Here is a 20,280-nt window from a genome sequence, read left to right on the forward strand (position 1 = left end):
GGTGGATTCAGCAAATTCATTAATTAACGCCTGTAACTATCTGTTTATTGAAAAGATGTTATAAACGCTAGTAATAAGATGCGATGATTTCATCAAACTGTTAACGTGCTACAATTGAACTTGATATATGTCAACCAACCGTAGTTTTATTGGGTGTCCGGTGCGTCTTAACCTGTTATGTTGCTGTTAAAATGGGTAGGATGACAACCGTTTTTGACACTGTCGGGTCCAAAGGGAGTGTGTGCCCACGACCAAGCTAATGATGTTGTTGACGTTGATGGAAAGTGCATCAAGAACGCCATTACGTACTTTAGTCATGTTACGCCGTTCATGTTAATTTGCGACATGCATCAGGCAGGTCAGGGACTTTTGTACTTCCTGTTTCGATTTAGTTGGCAATTTAGGTAGCAAACATGCAGACCCCGCACATTCTTATTGTTGAAGACGAGTTGGTAACACGCAACACGTTGAAGAGCATTTTCGAAGCAGAAGGATACGATGTCTTTGAAGCGACTGATGGCGCTGAAATGCATCAGATTCTTTCTGATAACGATATCAACCTGGTGATCATGGATATCAACCTGCCGGGCAAAAATGGCCTGCTGCTGGCGCGTGAACTGCGCGAACAGGCAGACGTCGCCCTGATGTTCCTGACAGGCCGTGATAACGAAGTCGATAAGATCCTCGGCCTCGAGATTGGCGCGGATGATTACATCACCAAACCGTTTAACCCACGCGAGCTGACCATCCGCGCGCGCAACCTCCTCTCCCGTACCATGAACCTGGGCACGGTGAGCGAAGAGCGCCGCAACGTCGACAGCTATAAATTCAACGGCTGGGAGCTGGATATCAACAGCCGCTCGTTGATTAGCCCGAACGGTGAGCAGTACAAGCTGCCGCGCAGCGAGTTTCGCGCCATGCTGCACTTCTGCGAAAACCCGGGCAAGATCCAGACCCGTGCCGATCTGCTGAAGAAGATGACCGGTCGCGAGCTGAAGCCGCACGATCGTACCGTTGACGTGACTATCCGCCGTATTCGTAAACACTTCGAATCAACGCCGGATACGCCGGAGATCATCGCCACCATTCACGGCGAAGGCTACCGCTTCTGCGGCGATCTGCAGGAGTAAGGCTTAGTCACTGTAATGCCGGGCGGCACTGCGTTTGCCCGGCCTACGGTCACACATTAATGCCACGGCATAATCGGCACGGCGCTTAATGCGTTCTTCGGCGACCCTTCTACGACCTTATCGGAGTAGGCAAGGTAGGCCAGCGTATTGCGCTTCGCGTCGTAGAAACGTACCACCTGGAGCTTCTTGAAGACCAGCGAGGTACGTTTCTGGAATACCACGTCTCCCTGCGCTTTCCCGCTCTTCACCTTCTCACTCAGCTCAATCGGCCCTACCTGCTGACAGGAGATCGCTGCGTCGGAGGTGTCCTCTGCCAGCCCTAACCCACCCTTGATACCGCCGGTTTTCGCCCGGCTGATATAGCATGTCACGTTTTTAACATCGGGATCGTCAAAGGCTTCAACCACAATTTTATGATCCGGTCCGAAGACTTTAAAGACCGTATCAACTGACCCAATCTCTTCAGCCTGCGCGGCCTGGCCTACGAGGCCCAGCGCCAAAAGTATTGCTAAGCACTTGTATTTCATATTGTTACCATATCTGAATATTACGTTATGTTACTATTTTGCCTGCTAAAATAAATACTTATAATTCAAGCAATTAAATTTTCTTTCAGCAATACCCACGAAAACCGCACGCTTACTCAAAAAAAACACTGAATGCTAAAATAGCAGGGAATGATATTATTCGCATAACCCTGCTATCGGGTACGACTGTTTTAAGGATGAGGACACTGTATGGATCAGGCTGGGATTATTCGCGATCTACTTGACTGGCTGGAAGATCACCTGCATCAACCGCTGGCCCTGAGTGATGTGGCGATCAAAGCAGGGTACTCCAAGTGGCATCTGCAAAGAATGTTTAAGGATGTCACCGGTCTGGCAATTGGGGCCTATATTCGCGCACGTCGACTCTCAAAGTCTGCCGTAGCACTGCGCCTGACCGCCCGTCCGATCCTCGATATTGCGCTCCAGTATCGTTTTGACTCCCAACAGACCTTCACCCGCGCATTCAAGAAACAGTTTGGCGTGACGCCTGCATTTTATCGCCGCTCTCCTGACTGGAACGCGTCGGGCATTCGCCCGCCGCTGCATTTGGGTGAATTCACCCTGCCAAAACATGAATTTATTACCCTGCCGGAAACGCCGCTGATGGGGATCACCCAGAGCTACAGCTGCTCGCTGGAAGAGATCTCCGTCTTCCGGCATGAGATGCGGATCCAGTTCTGGCGTGAGTTTTTAGGCACCTCGCCTACCCTTCCCGCTGAGCTATACGGTTTACATGAACCGCGTCCTAGCCTGGAGAAGGATGACGAGCAGGAGGTGCTCTACACCACAGCCGTTACCCCCGAGATGGCCAACGGCCATCTGCAAGGTGCTTTTCCTCTGGTGTTGCAGAGCGGAGAGTACGTGATGTTTACCTATGAAGGACCAGGCACCGGACTCCAGCAGTTTATCTTAACGGTCTACGGCACCTGTATGCCGATGCTCAACCTCACCCGCCGCAAAGGGCTGGATATCGAACGTTTCTTCCCACGTGACGAGGCCAGGAACCAGACGCCGCCAATGCAGATACGCTGCGAATATCTGATCCCTGTCCGGCGCTAACGCTGTAGCTCGTCCAGCGCGGGCGCATCAAGGTGCGAAACGTCACCCGCTGTCTCTACCACCCAGCCTGAGGCTAGCCACGGGCTCTGCTGGTAATCAATACGTGAGATAGAGCAGTTGCGCAGACGCAGACGACGCTCTGCCCAGGCTGGCAGGCCAAGGATAGTGCTGACCAGACAGCCCAGCGCCATACCGTGACTAACCAGCAGCGGGCGGCTGCCTTCCGGCAGTTCCAGGCAGGTGGCCAGCACCGCATGCATACGCTCGCTCAGCTCCTGCATCGACTCCCCGTCGGGAATGCGGCCATCGGACGTGCCGTTGACCAGCTGGCGACGCCACTGCTCCTCTTCCTCGGTCAGCGAATCGATAGGGCGCTGTTCCAGCACGCCCATATCCAGCTCGCGCAGGCGGGCATCCAGCGAAATCTCACACCCGCAGTAGTCGGCAATGATCTCCGCCGTGCGCTGCGTGCGCCCCAGATCGCTGGCGATAACGTGGGTGATCCCCAGCGCTTTCGCGCGCTCGGCCACCTGCTGTGCCTGCTGCTCCCCTTTGGCCGTCAGCGGACTGTCTGACTGGCCCTGAATACGACGCTCGGCGTTCCACTGCGTTTCACCGTGGCGAACAAGGTATACCTGTAACATGCTTTTTATCCGTTATACTGCGATGAAATTTTTTATATGAGTTGGTTAGATTATGCACCATGTTGTCTCAGCTACCACTAATCCCGCCAAAATTAAGGCTATTCTGCACGCGTTCAACGAGATTTTCGGCGAAGGATCCTGCCATATCGAGTCCGTGGCCGTCGAGAGCGGCGTACCGGAGCAGCCGCTTGGCAGCACAGAAACGCGGGCTGGCGCACGTAATCGCGTGGAGAATGCGCGTCAGGCGCGTCCTGATGCCGACTTCTGGGTGGCCATTGAAGCAGGGATAGATGAGGACAGTACCTTTAGCTGGGTGGTGATTGAGAGCCGGGCGCAGCGCGGCGAAGCGCGTTCCGCTACCCTGCCGCTGCCAGCGGCAATACTGAGCCGCGTGCGTGCCGGAGAGGCGCTCGGGCCGGTGATGTCAGAGGTCACCGGCATCGATGAGATTGGACGTAAAGAGGGGGCGATCGGCGTCTTTACCCACGGCGTGCTGACGCGGAGCAGCGTCTACCATCAGGCGGTGATCCTGGCCCTCAGCCCGTTTCACCATGCGGCGTACCGCTAGCCCTTCAGCAGCGCCTTCTCCAGCCACAGACGCAGTTCTGGCGGGGCGGCTTTCAGGCTGTTAGAGCCGCGGGTAATGGTGGCGATGCCGGTGCCCAGCTCGTTTTTAAGCTCCCGCTGGCTCATTTCACCGCGCAGAAGCTCCTCAATAATACGTACCCGCGTGCCCAGCGCTTCGCGCTCGTCAGGGGTCAGCATCAGATTAAGCAGCGGCAGGTGCAGATCCTGGTCGTAAGCGTGCTGGAGCAGTTCGACGAAGCGCAACCACTCCTGATGACGCTGTTCGGCTACTTCTGCTGAATAAGGGGATTGCTGGGTCATGTTAGGCTGCCATACTCGTTGACGAGTACAACAGCATAACACAAACCGCCGGTTCAGTAACGGCGGCCCCACTCCGTGGCGGTCAGCAGAGTCGGTTTCCCCTCCAGGAAGTAGCGGTAATAGGCATCATAGGCCAGCACGTTTTTCACGTAGCCCCGCGTCTCCGAGAAGGGAATGCTCTCCACAAACGCCACCGCGTCAATGCGTCCGGCGCTGTTGCCAAGCCAGGTCCGCACTCGCCCAGGCCCGGCGTTATAGGCTGCCGACGCAAAGATGCGGTTATTGCCGAACTGGTTATAGACGTATTGCAGATAGCTGGTGCCGATATCGATATTGGTTTGCGGATCCAGCAGCTGGGCAGGATCGCTGTAGCCTGGAATATTGAACATCTGCACCGTATGCGTTGCCGTACCCGGCATCACCTGCATCAGACCGCTTGCCCCAACCGGTGAGCGCGCCTTTGGATTCCAGGCGCTCTCCTGGCGAGCAATCGCCATCGCATAGCTCTGAGGAATATCCTTGCCGCTGGTATAGCGTTCAAAGAGATCGCGCCAGGCCAGCGGGAAGCGCTCCTGCAGCTGATCCCACAGCTTACCGGCGATGGTCGCCTGCACGCCCAGATCCCACCACTGACGATCGTAGGCGTAGCGCGCCAGCTGAGCCTGCTGTTGCGGCGTGCGGCTGCTGACCAGGTTGGCCCACTCGCTGCGTGCGGTGTTGTCGAGACCCCAGAACATAAGCTCCCGCACCCGCGCCATCTCTGGACTCTGCACCAGCTGCGGATCCGGCTCGCCCGACGCCTTGTCGATCTTCAGTTGATACTCTTCGCCAAGGCGCTGCGCGGCAACCATAGGATAGAAGCCGCGCTTCTGCATCAGATCGTGCAGGATGGTATTGCCTTCCTCTTCACGGCCACGCTCCAGCAGCAGATCCGCCTGCCAGTAACGCCACTCCTCTTTCTCTTTCGCTTCCATCGGCAGGCGGGCCAGCCAGGTATTAAGCCCCTGACGATCGCCTGTGCCTAACGCCAGGCGTACCCGGCGCTCTACCAGCGACGTTGACTGGGAGCGCATAATGGCGTCATCGCGCCAGCGCGCCTGCTCCTCGGTGACGTCGTTGCCCATCAGCCGCCAGACGACAATCTCCCGCAGCGCCTGGGTCTGCTCCTCATTAAGCTGCTGCGCCGAAGCCAGCGATGGGATCATCAGGCGTGCGTTTTCCACGTCCTGACGGGCGACGCTCTCAAATGCCTCCTGGGCCATCTGCCGGGTAAAGTCAGTCGCGCCGGTGGTGCGGGCGAAGGTCAGCACGCTGTTGGGATCGTTTGCCAGATCGACAATGGCGCTGGAGATGGTCTGGTATTCGCTGGGCATCTGGTTCGCCAGCAGGAGAACGAGGCGGGTATTGCCCGCCTTCATCGCCAGCCGAATGCGTTCCAGGAAGGCCAGCGGATCCTGCTTGCCGGAGGCGCGCCACGCCCCAAACAGCCTGTCGCAGGCATTGGGCTGACTCTTTCCGGTCAGCCACAGCGTTTTTGCCCCCTCCCACGCCGCGTCAGGCTGGGCGGTGTTCCATTTGGCATAGTAGTAGTTGCACTGCGCTTCGGTCGTTGCCGGTTTGTCCGGGCTAAACGCCAGCAGGCCGCGCCAGTCCTCACGGCGTGCCAGCTCGTTCACAAAGCGCGACTTCAGGTTGCGGGCGGGGGGCAGCGTCGGATTGGCCTGCACAAAGTTGCTCACCGCCATGGCTGGCTGGTTCATCAGATCGTCATTGATCTGGCGGTACTCCAGATAGGGATAGAGAGGATAGTCCTTGAGTTCCGGCATCAGCTGCGCCACGACGTCCATCTGCTTGTTGTCCCACGCCTGCTTGATTTGTGCATAGCGGTTTCGCTGCTCATCCAGTGAGTCAGCGCGTGCCAGGCCGCTTACCGACAGCATGCAGCAGCCGACGGCCAGCAGTCGCCAGGCGACAGGTTTTGCATTCACAGGCACTTTCTCCTTAGAAATAAATTTGTTGGCGCATAACCCCTTCATGCTAACCAGGCATAAGGTAATTCGCCACGCGCTGAACACTTTTTTACTTTTGGTCTGATTTAACACTCGTGACGCAGCTGGCTGGGATTGGACCACAAAAACCGCTACACTCCGCACTTGAGTACCATTCACATTACGATAAAAGAGGCGAAGTCCAACGTGGCTCAATTCGTTTATACCATGCATCGTGTCGGCAAAGTGGTTCCGCCGAAACGTCATATTCTGAAAAATATCTCGCTGAGCTTCTTCCCGGGCGCAAAAATTGGCGTCCTCGGTCTCAACGGTGCGGGTAAGTCCACCCTGCTGCGCATTATGGCCGGCATCGATACCGACATCGAAGGTGAAGCCCGCCCGCAGCCCGGTCTGAAAATCGGCTACCTGCCGCAGGAGCCGAAGCTGAACCCAGAGCACACCGTGCGTGAGTCCATCGAAGAAGCCGTGGCCGAGGTGGTTAACGCCCTGAAAGGCCTCGACGAGGTGTACGCCAAGTACGCAGAGCCGGACGCTGACTTCGATAAGCTCGCGGCCCAGCAGGGCAAGTATGAAGAGATCATCCAGGCCCACGACGGTCACAACCTGAACGTGCAGCTGGAGCGCGCCGCTGACGCCCTGCGCCTGCCAGACTGGGATGCCAAAGTCGACAAGCTCTCCGGGGGTGAACGTCGCCGCGTGGCGCTGTGCCGCCTGCTGCTGGAAAAACCAGACATGCTGCTGCTCGACGAACCAACCAACCACCTGGACGCCGAGTCCGTGGCCTGGCTGGAACGCTTCCTGCACGACTTCGAAGGCACCGTCGTGGCCATTACCCACGACCGTTACTTCCTCGATAACGTTGCCGGTTGGATCCTTGAGCTTGACCGTGGTGAAGGCATTCCGTGGGAGGGTAACTACTCCTCCTGGCTGGAGCAGAAAGATCAGCGCCTGGCCCAGGAAGCCTCTCAGGAAGCGGCCCGCCGTAAATCCATTGAGAAAGAGCTGGAGTGGGTGCGTCAGGGTGCCAAAGGCCGTCAGTCTAAGGGCAAAGCCCGTCTGGCCCGCTTTGAAGAGCTGAACAACACCGAATACCAGAAACGTAACGAAACCAACGAACTGTTTATTCCGCCTGGCGCACGTCTGGGGGATAAAGTCGTTGAGGTGAGCAACCTGCGTAAATCCTACGGCGACCGCGTGCTGATCGACGATCTGAGCTTCTCGGTACCGAAAGGGGCTATCGTCGGCATCATCGGCCCGAACGGCGCGGGTAAATCTACCCTGTTCCGCATGATGTCCGGTCAGGAACAGCCTGACAGCGGTACCATCACCCTGGGTGAAACCGTCAAGCTGGCCTCTGTGGATCAGTTCCGTGACGCCATGGATAACAGCAAAACCGTGTGGGAAGAGGTGTCCGGCGGGCTGGATATCATGAAGATCGGCAACACCGAGATGCCAAGCCGCGCCTACGTGGGCCGCTTTAACTTCAAAGGCGTCGATCAGGGCAAACGCGTAGGCGAACTGTCCGGCGGTGAACGTGGCCGTCTGCACCTGGCCAAGCTGCTGCAGGTTGGCGGTAACGTGCTGCTGCTCGATGAACCAACCAACGACCTGGATATCGAAACCCTGCGCGCGCTGGAAAACGCCATGCTGGAGTTCCCGGGCTGCGCGATGGTGATCTCGCACGACCGTTGGTTCCTCGACCGTATCGCTACCCACATTCTGGACTACCAGGACGAGGGTAAAGTGGAGTTCTTCGAAGGTAACTTCACCGAGTACGAAGAGTATAAGAAACGTACCCTCGGCGCGGATGCGCTGGAGCCGAAGCGTATCAAGTACAAACGTATCTCTAAGTAAGCACCTGGATGCCGGGTGGCGCTTGCGCTTACCCGGCCTACGGTTTTGCACGATTTGTAGGCCGGGTAAGGCGAAGCCGCCTCCCGGCAATGCGAGCGTCAACTGCGAGCAGCTTTATCCCTGCTCGCCCATCATCTCTTTCACCAGCTCCACGCAGCGCAGGAAACGCTCGTCGTAGTTTGACTCTTCGACGTGGATAAAGTCGATCCCATTGTCGTTAAGCATTGAGACCAGCATGCTCTGGAAGGTTTTGCGATCCACCGAGCTGCCGAGACTGCGCAGGCCGTCGGCGACCCACGGCGTGTTGTTCTCCAGCAGGATCACCAGGTCGAAGCGGTACTCGTCGATCAGCGCCTGCACGAACGGGTGCTCGCGCCCCTCATACTTTTTGCAGAACGCCTGAGTGGTCACGAAATCGGTATCGATAAAGGCCACCTTGTTGGCGTACTTCACCGCGAAGTCGATGTACTGGGCCTGCCCGAGGGCGATCTTGTCGTAGTCGGAGTACTGAAGTGCCATCTCATCGCCGCCAAGATGGGAGAAGACATAGTCACGCCCGTACTCCCAGGCGCTGGTGGTATTGAAGATGTTGGCGAGCTTATTCACCAGCGTCGACTTACCGCTCGACTCGCCGCCGAGGATGGCCACCGTGCGTACAAAGAACGGCTTCACCTCGGTAGGAATGTACTCCCAGTAGCGGAACGGGTTGGCGCGGATCTGCCCGCCGCTGATATTCATAAAGGTACGTTTGGGATCGATCAGCACCGTCTCGATATCGAGATGCTTCTCGTACTGCTCGGCATCGGCCTCTTCGGAGGTGTAGATCCAGTTGGGCTGGATCCCCTTCTCATCCATAAAGGCTTTGATGCCTTTACTCCACACGTCCCAGCCGTGCGGGTACGGCTCCATCCCCTCCTCGTTAAAGGCGTGGATACGAATATTTTTCTGGTATTTGAAGGTCTGTAGCAGCCAGCGCAGGCGGTCGGGCACCGTGGGCTGCTGGGACATGGCGCTCTCTTCGAACAGCGCCCGGTCGCGCGTCTCGTCGTAGCCCATGATGACATGCAGCTCGTCTACCTGGCTGCAGGCACGCTGCAGCAGGTAGATATGGCCGGTGTGCAGCGGGTAAAACTTGCCAAACACCACGCCGATATTTTTCTGCTGCCGGGGAAACGCCAGCCCGAGGAAGCGGTGCAGCGCCTCCAGCTTCTGCGCGCTGGGGCTTTTGATCTTGGCGTTGAGCAGCTGGCTTAGGTAGCCTTTGGTCATGCCGCTCGCCTCCGCCACCTGCTGTAACGTGCAGCCCTTCTGGCGGATGGCGGTTTTCAGATAGTCAAATGACGACATAAATTACGGTGCCTCCTGCAAAATCGTAGTGGTAATTATAAGTCGTCAAATACGCTTAGCGCATCGGCAAGTTTTTTCACGCCAAACACCTGCATCCCGGCCGGTGGTTTTTTCGGTACGTTGGCAGCAGGGACAATAGCCCGGCGGAAACCGTGCTTCGCCGCCTCGGAGATACGCTCCTGTCCGCTCGGCACCGGACGGATCTCGCCCGCCAGCCCTACCTCACCAAACACCACCAGATCGTCCGGCAGCGGCCGGTCGCGCAGGCTGGAGACCATCGCCAGCAGCAGCGCCAGGTCGGCACTGGTTTCGGTGACTTTTACCCCGCCGACGACGTTTACAAAGACATCCTGATCTGCCATCTGCAATCCGCCGTGGCGATGCAGCACCGCCAGCAGGATCGCCAGTCGGTTCTGCTCCAGACCCACTGCCACACGGCGTGGGTTAGCCATCATCGACTGATCCACCAGGGCCTGGATCTCAACCAGCAGCGGACGCGTGCCCTCCCAGACGACCATCACCGAGCTGCCAGAGGTGACTTCATCACCCCGGCTGAGGAAGATGGCGGACGGGTTGCTGACCTCGCGCAGACCCTGCTCGGTCATCGCGAAGACGCCAAGCTCGTTTACCGCACCGAAGCGGTTTTTGTGGCTGCGCAGGGTACGGAAGCGCGAGTCGGCGTCGCCGTCCAGCAGCACCGAACAGTCGATACAGTGCTCCAGCACCTTCGGCCCGGCCAGCGAGCCATCTTTGGTAACGTGACCGACCATCACGATAGCGACGCCGCGCGTCTTGGCGAAGCGCGTCAGGTAGGCCGCCGTCTCACGCACCTGGGCCACGCTGCCCGGCGACGACTGGATATCCGCCATGTGCATCACCTGGATCGAGTCGATCACCATCAGCTTCGGCAACTCTTCGTCAGCAATCATGCAGATCTGCTCGATGCTGGTTTCGGAGAGCATGTTCAGGTTCGTCGTCGGCAGACCCAGGCGATGGGCGCGCATCGCCACCTGCTGGAGTGACTCCTCCCCGGTGACGTACAGCGTCTTCATGTTTTCGGAGAGCTTGCACAGGGTTTGCAGCAGCAGCGTCGATTTACCTGCTCCTGGGTTACCGCCGATCAGGATCGCGCTGCCCGGCACGACGCCGCCGCCCAGCACGCGGTCAAACTCTTTGAAGCCGGTGGAGAAGCGCGGCAGCTCTTCCAGGCTGATCTCCGACAGCTTCTGCACCTTCGACACGCCTGCGTTACCGGCATAGCCGCTCAGCCGCTCGTTGCGCGCAACCGTCGGGGACGCCGCAACGCGCACCTCGGTGATGGTGTTCCAGGCTTGACAGGCGCTGCACTGCCCCTGCCAGCGCGGATAATCCGCACCGCATTCATTACAGACAAATGCGCGTTTTGGAGCTTTCGCCACGTTTACCTCGTTAGTTCTGGTTCAGGCTGCCCGACAGGATACAGAAAACGCCCATCAGGTCAGCGTGACGGATAGTGACTTCCGTCTTCTCATTCACTTTGGGTTTCGCGTGATAGGCGATCCCCAGCCCTGCCGCTTTGATCATCGGCAGATCGTTCGCACCGTCGCCGATCGCGACGGTTTGCGCCAGCGGGATATCGTACTCCTGCGCCAGGCGCAGCAGCGTGGCCGCCTTGTACTGCGCATCCACAATGTCACCCACCACGTGGCCGGTCAGCTTGCCGTCGACAATCTCCAGCTCGTTCGCCACGGCGGCGGTCAGGTGCAGCCTGTCGCGCAGGTAGTCGGCAAAGAAGGTAAAGCCGCCAGAGGCGATAGCCACCTTCCAGCCTAAGGCCTCTAACTTCAGCACCACCTGGGTCAGGCCCGGCATCAGCGGCAGGCCGTCACGCACCTGGTGCAGGATGCTGGCGTCCGCCCCCTGGAGGGTCCCGACGCGGCTGCGCAGGCTGGCGGTAAAGTCCAGCTCGCCGCGCATCGCCCGCTCGGTCACCTCGGCGACCCTCTCACCGGTGCCCGCCAGCTTGGCGATCTCATCGATGCACTCGATCTGGATCGCGGTAGAGTCCATGTCCATCACCAGCAGGCCCGGCGTGCGCAGGTGCGGGATCTTACCCAGCGGCGCAACGTCCAGACCGGCATCGTGCGCCAGGCGCGTCGCCCGCGGCGTCAGCGATCCGGCCAGGCGGATCACCTGGTAATCCTCGACGCACCAGGCCGCGACGATCACCATCGCCGCGCCAAGGGAGCGCTGATACGCCGTCAGGCGCTGTTTATCCAGGCTGCGGCCATAGAGCAGCCAGCCGCTGCGACCCGCGTGATAATCGAGCGGCATCACCTCGTCGCCGCTTAGAGAGAGCGGCAGCCCAGGCCACTGAGAGACGGCTTCGGGCAGGTCGCGCCAGGTTAAACTGTTAGACATTAAAGCTCCTGTAAAAACACGTGCGGCCAAACGCATCCGGGTAAAAATAACGCATGAGGCTACCCTGTAATCATCGCTTCTGGCAACATGCTAACCTCAAATTTTCATCAGGTAAGAATATGGCTCGCGCAAAACTGAGATTCCGGCTGCATCGCGCTGTGATTGTGCTCATCTGTCTCGCCCTGCTGGTGGCGCTGATGCAGGGGGCATCGTGGTTTAGCCAGAGCCACCAGCGGGCGCGTAACCCGCAGTTTGAAGAGCTGGCCCGCACCCTGGCGCACCAGGTGACCCTGAACCTCACGCCGCTGATGCGCAGCGAAACGCCGGACGAGAAGCGGATTAGCGCACTGCTGCGCCAGCTCACCGAAGGGAGCCGCATTCTTGACGCAGGCGTTTACGATGAGCAGGGCGATCTGATTGCGCGTTCAGGGGAGAGCGTCGACGTCCGCGACCGTCTGGCGCTGGACGGAAAAAAAGCCGGCGGCTACTTTAACCAGCAGATTGTTGAACCCATACAGGGGAAAAATGGCCCGCTCGGCTACCTGCGTCTGACGCTCGACACCCATACCCTACCGACCGAAGCAAAACAGGTCGATAATACCACAAATATCCTCCGCCTGATGCTGCTCCTGTCACTGGCGATTGGCGTAGTGCTGACCCGCACGCTGCTGCAGGGTAAGCGTACCCGCTGGCAGCAGTCGCCTTTCCTGCTCACCGCCAGCCGGTCGGTGCCGGAAGAGGAGGAGAGCGAGAAGCGCGAGCCGTAGGCCGGGTAGGCATACGCGTCGCTTTGTCGTTACTATGGGGGCAAATAAAGAAAAGGAAAGCTGCCATGTCCACATTACGTCTGCTTATCTCTGATTCGTACGATCCCTGGTTTAACCTGGCGGTAGAGGAGTCAATCTTTCGCCAGATGCCCGCTACCCAGCGCGTGCTGTTTCTGTGGCGCAACGCCGATACGGTGGTGATTGGCCGGGCGCAAAACCCGTGGAAAGAGTGCAATACCCGGCGCATGGAGGAGGATAACGTCCGCCTCGCCCGACGTAGCAGCGGCGGCGGCGCGGTGTTTCACGATCTCGGCAATACCTGCTTTACCTTTATGGCGGGCAAGCCGGAGTATGACAAAACCATCTCCACCCACATTGTGCTTAACGCCCTCAACGCGCTGGGCGTAGCGGCGGAAGCCTCGGGACGTAACGATCTGGTGGTCAAAACGCCGGAGGGCGACCGCAAGGTCTCCGGCTCGGCCTATCGCGAGACGCCGGATCGTGGCTTTCACCACGGAACGCTGCTGCTTAATGCCGATCTGAGCCGGCTGGCGAACTACCTCAACCCCGATAAGAAGAAGCTCCAGGCCAAGGGCATTACCTCAGTACGGGGCCGGGTGGCAAATCTGGTCGATCTGCTGCCGGGTATTACCCATGAGGCGATCTGCGCCGCGGTCACCGAGGCCTTTTTTGCCCACTACGGCGAGCATGTTGCGGCAGAGATCATATCGCCGGACAAGACGCCGGATCTGCCGAACTTTGCCGACACCTTTGCCCGCCAGAGCAGCTGGGAGTGGAACTTTGGTCAGGCCCCCTCGTTCAGCCATCTGCTGGATGAGCGCTTCACCTGGGGCGGCGTCGAGCTGCATTTCGACGTCGAGCGAGGACACATCACGCGCGCGCAGATCTTTACCGACAGCCTGAACCCAGCCCCGCTGGAGGCACTGGCAGCGCGTCTGCAGGGCTGCCCTTATCGTGCGGATAGTCTGCAGCAGGCGTGCGATGCGCTGTTAGGGGATTTTCCAGAGCAGGAGAGAGAGCTGCGGGAGCTAGCGGAATGGATGGGTAACGCGGTCAGATAACGGAAACGCCCGGTGGCGCTAGCGCTTACCGGGCCTACAAGTTTTGTAGGTCTGTGCAAGCGCCGCCGGGCAAGAGCAAACTTACTCTTTGTCGCCCAGCAGTACGGACTCCAGCGCGATCTTAATCATATCGTTGAAGGTCGTCTGACGTTCGGCAGCGGTGGTCTGCTCGTGGGTACGGATATGGTCAGAAACGGTGCAGATCGTCAGTGCTTTCGCACCGAACTCTGCCGCTACGCCGTAGATCCCTGCCGCTTCCATCTCCACGCCGAGAATGCCATATTTTTCCATCACGTCGAACATGCTCGGGTCCGGCGTATAGAAGAGATCGGCAGAGAAGATGTTGCCGACGCGCGCGTCAACGCCCAGTGCTTTAGCCGCGTCTACCGCGTTGCGCACCATGTCGAAGTCGGCAATCGCCGCGAAGTCATGATCCTTAAAGCGCAGACGGTTTACTTTGGAGTCGGTGCAGGCACCCATACCGATCACCACGTCACGCAGCTTAACGTCAGCACGTACCGCGCCGCAGGAGCCTACGCGGATGATCTTCTTCACGCCAAAATCGGTGATCAGCTCTTTGGTGTAGATAGAGCAGGACGGAATACCCATCCCGTGGCCCATCACGGAGATCTTACGGCCTTTGTAGGTGCCGGTGTAGCCCAGCATCCCGCGCACGTTGTTAACTTCGCGCACGTCTTCAAAGAAGGTTTCTGCGATATGTTTAGCACGCAGCGGATCGCCCGGCATCAGCACAACGTCAGCGAAATCGCCCATTTCGGCATTAATGTGAGGAGTTGCCATTTTCATTCCTTTTTATACATTTTTGCGCCGGATGGCGGCGATGCCTTATCCGGCCTACAGGATCCGTAAGCCCGGCAAGCGCAGCGCCGCCGGGCAAAAGCATTACAGCATGTTTTTGCCATATTCCATTGGCGACGTACCAAAGTACGATGCCAGCGTCTGGCCGATATCCGCGAAGGTGTCACGGTGGCCCAGCGAGCCAGGCTTGACGTTCGGGCCGTAGATCAGCACCGGGATATGCTCACGGGTGTGGTCTGTACCGGTCCAGGTCGGATCGCAACCGTGGTCGGCGGTGAGGATGATGATGTCACCCTCCTCCACCAGCGCTAACAGCTCCGGCAGACGACGGTCGAACAGCTCAAGGCCGCCCGCGTAGCCTGCTACATCACGGCGATGTCCCCAGGAGGAGTCGAAGTCAACGAAGTTGGTAAACACGATGGTGTTATCCCCCGCTTCCTTCATCTCTTTAACGGTGGCGTCAAACAGCGCGTCCAGGCCGGTGGCTTTCACTTTTTTAGTGATACCGACGTGGGCATAGATATCGGCGATTTTGCCTACCGATACCACCTGGCCATCTTTCTCTTCCACCAGCTTCTGCAGAACGGTCGGTGCCGGCGGCTCTACCGCCAGATCGTGACGGTTACCGGTACGCTGGAAGTTACCTGCCTTGTCGCCAACAAACGGACGCGCAATCACGCGGCCAATGTTGTAGCCGCCTTCGGTCAGCTCTTCACGGGCGATTTCGCATAGCTCGTAGAGCTTATCCAGGCCATAGGTCTCTTCATGGCAGGCGATCTGGAACACCGAGTCGGCAGAGGTATAGAAAATCGGCTTGCCGGTTTTCATATGCTCTTCACCGAGCTGATCCAGAATTACCGTCCCCGAGGAGTGGCAGTTGCCCAGATAGCCCGGCAGCCCGGCACGTGCTACCAACTTGTCGAGTAGCTCCTGTGGGAAGCTGTTCTCGGTGTCGGAAAAGTAGCCCCAGTCAAAGAGAACCGGCACGCCAGCGATCTCCCAGTGGCCCGACGGCGTATCTTTCCCGGAAGAGAGCTCATGCGCCCAGGCGTATGCGCCTGCGATCTCCGCATTACCGTCCATCCCCGCAGGAATGGTGCCGGTTGAGCCTTCATGCGCTTTCGCCAGGCCCAGACGGGTTAAATTAGGCAGGTTCAGCGGGCCCTGACGGCCGGTGTTAGCTTCACCTTTGGCACAGGCTTCGGCAATATGGCCGAGCGTATCAGAGCCTACATCGCCAAAACGGTCCGCATCTTCGGTAGCGCCGATGCCGAAAGAGTCCAGCACCATAATAAATGCACGTTTCATATTTTCTCCGTACTTAGTGCTTCAGAAAATGAGTGCTTCAAATAAAATCGATCAGATCAGTATACAGCTATTCAGTAATGCGACGATAGACGGTTGGCGTGGTTTTGGGAGCGTGATCGTCTAACGTGACGGCGGACTTCACGGCTTTCGCCGCTTCCTGCCAGCTGGCTTCGTCTTTGGCATGGATCACCGCCAGCGGTCGCTGCCCGTCAATGCTGTCACCCAGACGGGCCATATCGGTAAAGCCGACGCTGTAGTCGATGCTGTCGGAAGCCTGACGACGACCGCCGCCCATCGACACCACCGCCATGCCCAGCGCACGGGTATCCATTGCCGAGACAAAACCTTCGGTATCGGCGTAGACCGCCTTGCTGAGGGTCGCCGTCGGCAGGTATTTTGCGTAGTTTTCGACGAAGTCAGCGGGGCCTTTTTGCGCGGCCACCATGCGGCCAAAGACCTCTGCCGCTTTGCCGTTGTCCAGCACCGCCTGCAGCTGCTGGCGGGCATCGGCGTCGTCGCGGGCAAGCTTGCCGGAGATCAGCATCTCCACGCACAGCGCCATGGTGACGTCGAGCAGGCGCGGGTTGCGGTATTCACCGGTCAGGAACTGCACCGCCTCGCGCACTTCCACCGCGTTACCGGCGCTGGAGGCGAGGACCTGATTCATATCGGTCAGCAGAGCTGTGGTGCGCACGCCTGCGCCGTTAGCGACGCCAACGATGGCTTCGGCCAGCGCTTCAGACAGTTCGTAGGTAGGCATAAACGCCCCGCTGCCCACTTTCACATCCATGACCAGCGCATCCAGCCCTTCCGCCAGCTTTTTCGCCAGAATAGAGGCGGTGATCAGCGGAATAGAGTCCACCGTGGCGGTAATGTCGCGGGTGGCGTAAAAGCGCTTGTCCGCCGGGGCGAGGGAGCTGGTCTGGCCGATAATCGCGACGCCAACGTCCTTAATGATATCCCGGAAGCGGCTATCGCTCGGGAAGATGTCAAAGCCGGGAATGGCTTCCAGTTTGTCGAGGGTGCCGCCGGTGTGGCCCAGACCGCGTCCGGAGATCATCGGCACGTAGCCGCCACAGGCTGCCACCATCGGGCCAAGCATCAGTGAGGTTACATCGCCCACGCCGCCGGTAGAGTGCTTATCGACAATCGGGCCGTTCAGGCTGAGGCTTTTCCAGTCCAGCACCGTACCCGAGTCGCGCATCGCCATGGTCAGGGAGACGCGCTCCGGCATCGCCATGTCATGGAAGAAGATGGTCATCGCCAGCGCGGCGATCTGACCTTCTGAAATGGTGTTATCACGAATGCCGTTGATAAAAAAGCGGATCTCTTCGTCGCTGAGGGCATGGCCATCGCGTTTTTTTCGAATGATTTCTTGAGCGAGAAACAAGGTAACCCCCTGTGTATAGCATCAGAATTGGCGGGTGGCGCTACGCTTACCCGCCCTACGATCCAGTAGGCCTGATAAGCGAAGCGCCATCAGGCGAATCGACTCTTAATAGCTGCTTGCGCTTTTTCCGTCGCCATGGCCGAGGGCCTTCAGCAGGCTCGCCAGCAGGCTGGACGCGCCAAAGCGGTAGTGGCGTGAGTCAGCCCACTCGCCGCCGAACAGCTGGTCGGCAATGGCCAGGAACTGCGCGGCGTCTTCCGCCGTACGCACGCCGCCCGCCGGTTTGAAGCCTACGGTTTTCTCCACGCCCAGGTCGCGGATAGTTTCCAGCATAATACGCGCGCTCTCCGGGGTGGCGTTTACTGGCACCTTGCCGGTGGAGGTTTTAATAAAGTCAGCGCCTGCTTTGATAGCGATTTCGGAAGCCTTACGGATCAGGGCCTCCTCTTTCAGCTCGCCGGTTTCGATAATGACCTTCAGCAGCACGTTGGCTTCTGCACAGGCGGCTTTACAGGCCTGAACCAGATCGAAACCGATCTGCTCATTGCCGGCGATCAGCGCCCGGTACGGGAACACCACGTCCACTTCGTCCGCGCCGTAGGCGATGGCCGCGCGCGTCTCTGCCAGGGCGATCTCGACGTCGTCATTACCGTGCGGGAAGTTCGTCACCGTGGCAATGCGGATCTCCGGCGTGCCCTGCTCTTTCAGGGTTTTACGCGCAATCGGAATAAAGCGCGGGTAGATGCAGATGGCGGCGGTGTTACCTACCGGGGTTTTCGCCTGGTGACACAGAGCGATCACTTTCGCATCGGTGTCATCATCGTTCAGGGTAGTCAAATCCATCAGTTGCAATGCGCGCAGGCTGCTTGCAGTTAAATCAGTCATAACACTCTCCAGAAGCTGAAGACGGCATTTGCCGGTTCATTGTTTAACCGGGCGGGTCTGTTACTATTCTAACATCCTCCCGCCACGACACTTCGACGCACATCACAGTTAATGAAAACGTCATGCAAAGTTGCACCATATCAATGTGAGATACGTCACTGTTTAAGCCGTTCATTGCGGCAATGCCCGGAACGGCCGACATGTTAGAATTCTAACATAACAGCACCGTAAAACGCGACACATCGGCGGAATATCGCGCCAGGCGGGAGAGAAATGATAAAATTTTCACATAAACGTTTGATACGTATTATCAAGAAGCGTAGCAGCTATCTCATCCGGGGACTCCGGACGCAGCTCACAGAGTGTGGTAAAGACGCGGGCGGCCTGCTCGGGACGGTTAGGCTGCCCCTGGAAACCGTTGAGCGGCATATCCGGCGCATCGGTCTCCAGCAGTAAAGAGGAGAGGGGCAGGCGGGCGATAACATCGCGGGTCTTACTCGCCCGCGGATAGGTGATAGTGCCCCCGACGCCAATCCGGTAGCCCATCTCAACAAAGCGCTGGGCCTGTTGCAGGCTACCTGCAAAACCATGTACAACGCCGGTGCGCGGCAGGCTATGACGCTTGAGGTGCATCGCCAGCTTGTCATGGGTGCGCCGGGAGTGGAGGATCACTGGCAGATCGTGCTGCTTTGCTAGCCGCAGCTGTGCATCGAGCAGCTGCTCCTGCTTATCAAACTGCGGATCTTGCCGATAGAGATCCAGCCCAATCTCCCCTATCGCCACCAGTCGGGTAGGCCGTGCGGCGAGCTGCTCGGCCAATCTGTCAATACACGCTGGCGTATGGTTTTCTATCACGATCGGGTGAAGGCCCAGCGCGGCATAGACGGTGTCAAACCGCTCCGCCAGGGCCAGCACGCGGGAAAAATTGGCCGCTTCGGTGGCGGGCACGACAATCGCCTCAACGCCCGCTGCGCTGGCCTGAGCCAGACTCTGCGCCTCCTCGCCGGTAAAGGGCGGAAAGTCAAAGTGGCAGTGGGTATCGATAAAGCGTTGCGTCATGCCGAGTTCTCGTTATTGAAGGTCGTATCGTTGGCCTGCGGCGCATCGACCAGCGGGGTGGTCAGCACATCGTTTGCCACCACCGCAGGCGGCACGACCACCGTCGCCGGGGTGATAATTCTTGGCGCATGGCGCAGCAGCGGCGGCTCATCCACCAGCAGCTTACCCACGGTGGCAAGGAAGTAGCGGCCACACAGCCGCCCCATCTTGTAGTCATCGCGCAGCGCGGGCAGGCGACTGCCGAGGGCCATGCTCTTCAGCAGGCGCGGCGGGTAGATCTCAAAGATCCGCAGCTTGCCGGGAGGCTTCTCAATAAACTGCTGGATCGCATGATAGCTGTTCTCGTGGTGGTGAACGAGGTTAACGAAAGGCTGAAGGCTGCCCTCGCCCAGCCAGCGCTCCATGCGCTTAAACCACTGCGGCGTGTAGTACATCTGCGACGGCACGGTGCGGATCACCACGATGGTTTTCGCCCCCCGCTTTGCCGCCTCCTGCACCGGAATGGCATCGCTGATGCCGCCGTCGAGATAGTTAATCCCGTCCAGCATCACGCCGCTGCGGTAAAAACCGGGGATAGCGCTGGTAGCCCGGATCAGATCCATCCAGGTCTGGCTGGTTGGCGAAAAGTAGCCAGGGGTGTAGTCATCGCCCCGGCAGGCGCACATGTAGAACAGCTTGCCAACGTCAAACAGGCGGGCGGCAGTATCCATCGCCAGCGGCATATCCCTGGCCGTAGACTCCACTAGCCAGTCGAGATCGATCAGGTTGCCGCCGCGCACAAAGCGCACCGGATTGAAAAATTCACGGGAGGTGGTGTAGCGCATGATGACTTTGCGCGCGTAACCGGGCTGATTACAGAGGTAGGCCGAGATATTTTGTGCACCGGCGGAGGTGCCGAAGAAGAGCTCAAAGGGATTGAATTGCGCGCGCATAAATTCGTCCAGCACGCCGGCAGTGAAAATGCCTCGTTGACCGCCGCCTTCGCAAACTAAGGCAAGCCGCCCTGGGCGAAAGGAACTCAACGCCAACGGCGCTATATTGCCGAGCGTAACGGGAATTCGCTGCCCCACCCTGCTTTCCTTCCATTATTT

General features: G+C 58.6%; 19 protein-coding genes and 1 pseudogene. 6 read left to right on the top strand and 14 right to left on the bottom strand.

The genetic code is table 11. From position 1 onward, the window contains the following. Positions 1 to 175: 175 nt before the first annotated feature. Positions 176 to 318 (bottom strand): annotated as a pseudogene (gene yjjY, locus EV102420_RS21980) (YjjY family protein). Positions 319 to 413: 95 nt separating this feature from the next. On the opposite strand from yjjY, the gene arcA reads away from it, so the two are divergent. After that, positions 414 to 1,130: a two-component system response regulator ArcA gene (gene arcA, locus EV102420_RS01945; protein WP_042388207.1), complete on the top strand. Its 717-nt coding sequence runs from the start codon at positions 414 to 416 to the stop codon at positions 1,128 to 1,130. Between the two features lie 56 nt (positions 1,131 to 1,186). On the opposite strand, the gene creA is transcribed toward arcA, so the two are convergent. Continuing rightward, positions 1,187 to 1,657, bottom strand: a complete 471-nt coding sequence (gene creA / locus EV102420_RS01950) for a protein CreA (protein WP_042388210.1) — start codon at positions 1,655 to 1,657, stop codon at positions 1,187 to 1,189. Positions 1,658 to 1,867: 210 nt separating this feature from the next. Between creA and robA the strand changes: the two genes are divergently transcribed. Further along, positions 1,868 to 2,737: an MDR efflux pump AcrAB transcriptional activator RobA gene (gene robA / locus EV102420_RS01955; protein WP_042388213.1), complete on the top strand. Its 870-nt coding sequence runs from the start codon at positions 1,868 to 1,870 to the stop codon at positions 2,735 to 2,737. Here the strand turns inward: robA and gpmB are convergent. Then, on the bottom strand, positions 2,734 to 3,381 hold the full coding sequence (gpmB, locus tag EV102420_RS01960) for a 2,3-diphosphoglycerate-dependent phosphoglycerate mutase GpmB (protein WP_042388215.1): 648 nt from the start codon (positions 3,379 to 3,381) through the stop codon (positions 2,734 to 2,736). The two genes, robA and gpmB, sit on opposite strands and share 4 nt — an antisense overlap. Before the next feature lie 52 nt (positions 3,382 to 3,433). Here gpmB and yjjX point away from each other — a divergent pair, with 52 nt between their 5' ends. Then, the gene (gene yjjX, locus EV102420_RS01965) at positions 3,434 to 3,949 is read left to right on the top strand and encodes an inosine/xanthosine triphosphatase (protein WP_042388217.1); all 516 of its coding nucleotides are present in this window, start codon (positions 3,434 to 3,436) and stop codon (positions 3,947 to 3,949) included. Here the strand turns inward: yjjX and trpR are convergent. Both trpR and sltY read right to left on the bottom strand, forming a co-directional pair. Beyond that, the gene (trpR, locus tag EV102420_RS01970) at positions 3,946 to 4,269 is read right to left on the bottom strand and encodes a trp operon repressor (RefSeq protein WP_042388219.1); all 324 of its coding nucleotides are present in this window, start codon (positions 4,267 to 4,269) and stop codon (positions 3,946 to 3,948) included. The two genes, yjjX and trpR, sit on opposite strands and share 4 nt — an antisense overlap. 53 nt (positions 4,270 to 4,322) lie before the next feature. Then, complete coding sequence (sltY, locus tag EV102420_RS01975) at positions 4,323 to 6,257, bottom strand: murein transglycosylase (RefSeq protein ID WP_255211643.1); 1,935 nt, start codon at positions 6,255 to 6,257, stop codon at positions 4,323 to 4,325. A gap of 207 nt (positions 6,258 to 6,464) precedes the next feature. On the opposite strand from sltY, the gene ettA reads away from it, so the two are divergent. Further along, positions 6,465 to 8,132 carry an energy-dependent translational throttle protein EttA gene (gene ettA / locus EV102420_RS01980; RefSeq protein WP_042388221.1) on the top strand — a complete coding sequence of 556 codons (1,668 nt, stop codon included), beginning with the start codon at positions 6,465 to 6,467 and terminating at the stop codon, positions 8,130 to 8,132. A 114-nt stretch (positions 8,133 to 8,246) separates the two neighbouring features. On the opposite strand, the gene nadR is transcribed toward ettA, so the two are convergent. From nadR to serB, 3 genes are read right to left on the bottom strand one after another with little or no spacing between them, the layout of a single operon-like run. Further along, a complete protein-coding gene (nadR, locus tag EV102420_RS01985) occupies positions 8,247 to 9,479 on the bottom strand; it encodes a multifunctional transcriptional regulator/nicotinamide-nucleotide adenylyltransferase/ribosylnicotinamide kinase NadR (RefSeq protein ID WP_042388223.1) in 1,233 nt (410 codons plus the stop codon). Between the two features lie 35 nt (positions 9,480 to 9,514). Next, entirely contained in the window at positions 9,515 to 10,897 is a 1,383-nt protein-coding gene (gene radA / locus EV102420_RS01990) for a DNA repair protein RadA (RefSeq protein ID WP_042388226.1), read from the bottom strand. Between the two features lie 10 nt (positions 10,898 to 10,907). After that, on the bottom strand, positions 10,908 to 11,879 hold the full coding sequence (serB, locus tag EV102420_RS01995; protein ID WP_042388228.1) for a phosphoserine phosphatase: 972 nt from the start codon (positions 11,877 to 11,879) through the stop codon (positions 10,908 to 10,910). Positions 11,880 to 11,998: 119 nt separating this feature from the next. On the opposite strand from serB, the gene EV102420_RS02000 reads away from it, so the two are divergent. Both EV102420_RS02000 and lplA read left to right on the top strand, forming a co-directional pair. Further along, positions 11,999 to 12,646, top strand: coding sequence for a YtjB family periplasmic protein (locus tag EV102420_RS02000; RefSeq protein WP_042388229.1), 648 nt, complete (start codon positions 11,999 to 12,001; stop codon positions 12,644 to 12,646). 65 nt (positions 12,647 to 12,711) lie between these two features. Then, entirely contained in the window at positions 12,712 to 13,728 is a 1,017-nt protein-coding gene (lplA, locus tag EV102420_RS02005) for a lipoate--protein ligase (RefSeq protein ID WP_042388231.1), read from the top strand. 81 nt (positions 13,729 to 13,809) lie between these two features. Here the strand turns inward: lplA and deoD are convergent, their stop codons facing one another. The 6 genes from deoD to EV102420_RS02035 all read right to left on the bottom strand — a co-directional run bounded on the left by deoD (position 13,810) and on the right by EV102420_RS02035 (position 20,259). Further along, positions 13,810 to 14,529, bottom strand: coding sequence for a purine-nucleoside phosphorylase (deoD, locus tag EV102420_RS02010; RefSeq protein ID WP_042388235.1), 720 nt, complete (start codon positions 14,527 to 14,529; stop codon positions 13,810 to 13,812). A gap of 102 nt (positions 14,530 to 14,631) precedes the next feature. Next, positions 14,632 to 15,855, bottom strand: a complete 1,224-nt coding sequence (deoB, locus tag EV102420_RS02015) for a phosphopentomutase (protein ID WP_042388236.1) — start codon at positions 15,853 to 15,855, stop codon at positions 14,632 to 14,634. Between the two features lie 67 nt (positions 15,856 to 15,922). Beyond that, on the bottom strand, positions 15,923 to 17,245 hold the full coding sequence (gene deoA / locus EV102420_RS02020; RefSeq protein WP_042388238.1) for a thymidine phosphorylase: 1,323 nt from the start codon (positions 17,243 to 17,245) through the stop codon (positions 15,923 to 15,925). Positions 17,246 to 17,350: 105 nt separating this feature from the next. Continuing rightward, positions 17,351 to 18,130, bottom strand: a complete 780-nt coding sequence (deoC, locus tag EV102420_RS02025) for a deoxyribose-phosphate aldolase (RefSeq protein WP_042388240.1) — start codon at positions 18,128 to 18,130, stop codon at positions 17,351 to 17,353. 285 nt (positions 18,131 to 18,415) lie between these two features. Beyond that, entirely contained in the window at positions 18,416 to 19,189 is a 774-nt protein-coding gene (locus EV102420_RS02030; protein ID WP_042388243.1) for a TatD family hydrolase, read from the bottom strand. Continuing rightward, the gene (locus tag EV102420_RS02035; protein ID WP_042388245.1) at positions 19,186 to 20,259 is read right to left on the bottom strand and encodes a patatin-like phospholipase family protein; all 1,074 of its coding nucleotides are present in this window, start codon (positions 20,257 to 20,259) and stop codon (positions 19,186 to 19,188) included. The genes EV102420_RS02030 and EV102420_RS02035 overlap by 4 nt, the downstream gene beginning before the upstream one ends. Between the last annotated feature and the right edge of the window lie 21 nt (positions 20,260 to 20,280).

This window comes from Pseudescherichia vulneris NBRC 102420 (genome assembly GCF_000759795.1).
Taxonomy (GTDB): Bacteria; Pseudomonadota; Gammaproteobacteria; order Enterobacterales; family Enterobacteriaceae; genus Pseudescherichia; species Pseudescherichia vulneris.

What these genes read in the sequence shown, in the direction of transcription:
- trpR (WP_042388219.1), bottom strand. Translation starts at nt 4,269, where the DNA reads ATGACCCAGCAATCCCCTTATTCAGCAGAAGTAGCCGAACAGCGTCAT.
- lplA (WP_042388231.1), top strand. Translation starts at nt 12,712, where the DNA reads ATGTCCACATTACGTCTGCTTATCTCTGATTCGTACGATCCCTGGTTT.
- arcA (WP_042388207.1), top strand. Translation starts at nt 414, where the DNA reads ATGCAGACCCCGCACATTCTTATTGTTGAAGACGAGTTGGTAACACGC.
- EV102420_RS02000 (WP_042388229.1), top strand. Translation starts at nt 11,999, where the DNA reads ATGGCTCGCGCAAAACTGAGATTCCGGCTGCATCGCGCTGTGATTGTG.
- deoD (WP_042388235.1), bottom strand. Translation starts at nt 14,529, where the DNA reads ATGGCAACTCCTCACATTAATGCCGAAATGGGCGATTTCGCTGACGTT.
- deoC (WP_042388240.1), bottom strand. Translation starts at nt 18,130, where the DNA reads ATGACTGATTTAACTGCAAGCAGCCTGCGCGCATTGCAACTGATGGAT.
- serB (WP_042388228.1), bottom strand. Translation starts at nt 11,879, where the DNA reads ATGTCTAACAGTTTAACCTGGCGCGACCTGCCCGAAGCCGTCTCTCAG.
- yjjX (WP_042388217.1), top strand. Translation starts at nt 3,434, where the DNA reads ATGCACCATGTTGTCTCAGCTACCACTAATCCCGCCAAAATTAAGGCT.
- nadR (WP_042388223.1), bottom strand. Translation starts at nt 9,479, where the DNA reads ATGTCGTCATTTGACTATCTGAAAACCGCCATCCGCCAGAAGGGCTGC.
- robA (WP_042388213.1), top strand. Translation starts at nt 1,868, where the DNA reads ATGGATCAGGCTGGGATTATTCGCGATCTACTTGACTGGCTGGAAGAT.
- deoB (WP_042388236.1), bottom strand. Translation starts at nt 15,855, where the DNA reads ATGAAACGTGCATTTATTATGGTGCTGGACTCTTTCGGCATCGGCGCT.
- EV102420_RS02030 (WP_042388243.1), bottom strand. Translation starts at nt 19,189, where the DNA reads ATGACGCAACGCTTTATCGATACCCACTGCCACTTTGACTTTCCGCCC.
- gpmB (WP_042388215.1), bottom strand. Translation starts at nt 3,381, where the DNA reads ATGTTACAGGTATACCTTGTTCGCCACGGTGAAACGCAGTGGAACGCC.
- creA (WP_042388210.1), bottom strand. Translation starts at nt 1,657, where the DNA reads ATGAAATACAAGTGCTTAGCAATACTTTTGGCGCTGGGCCTCGTAGGC.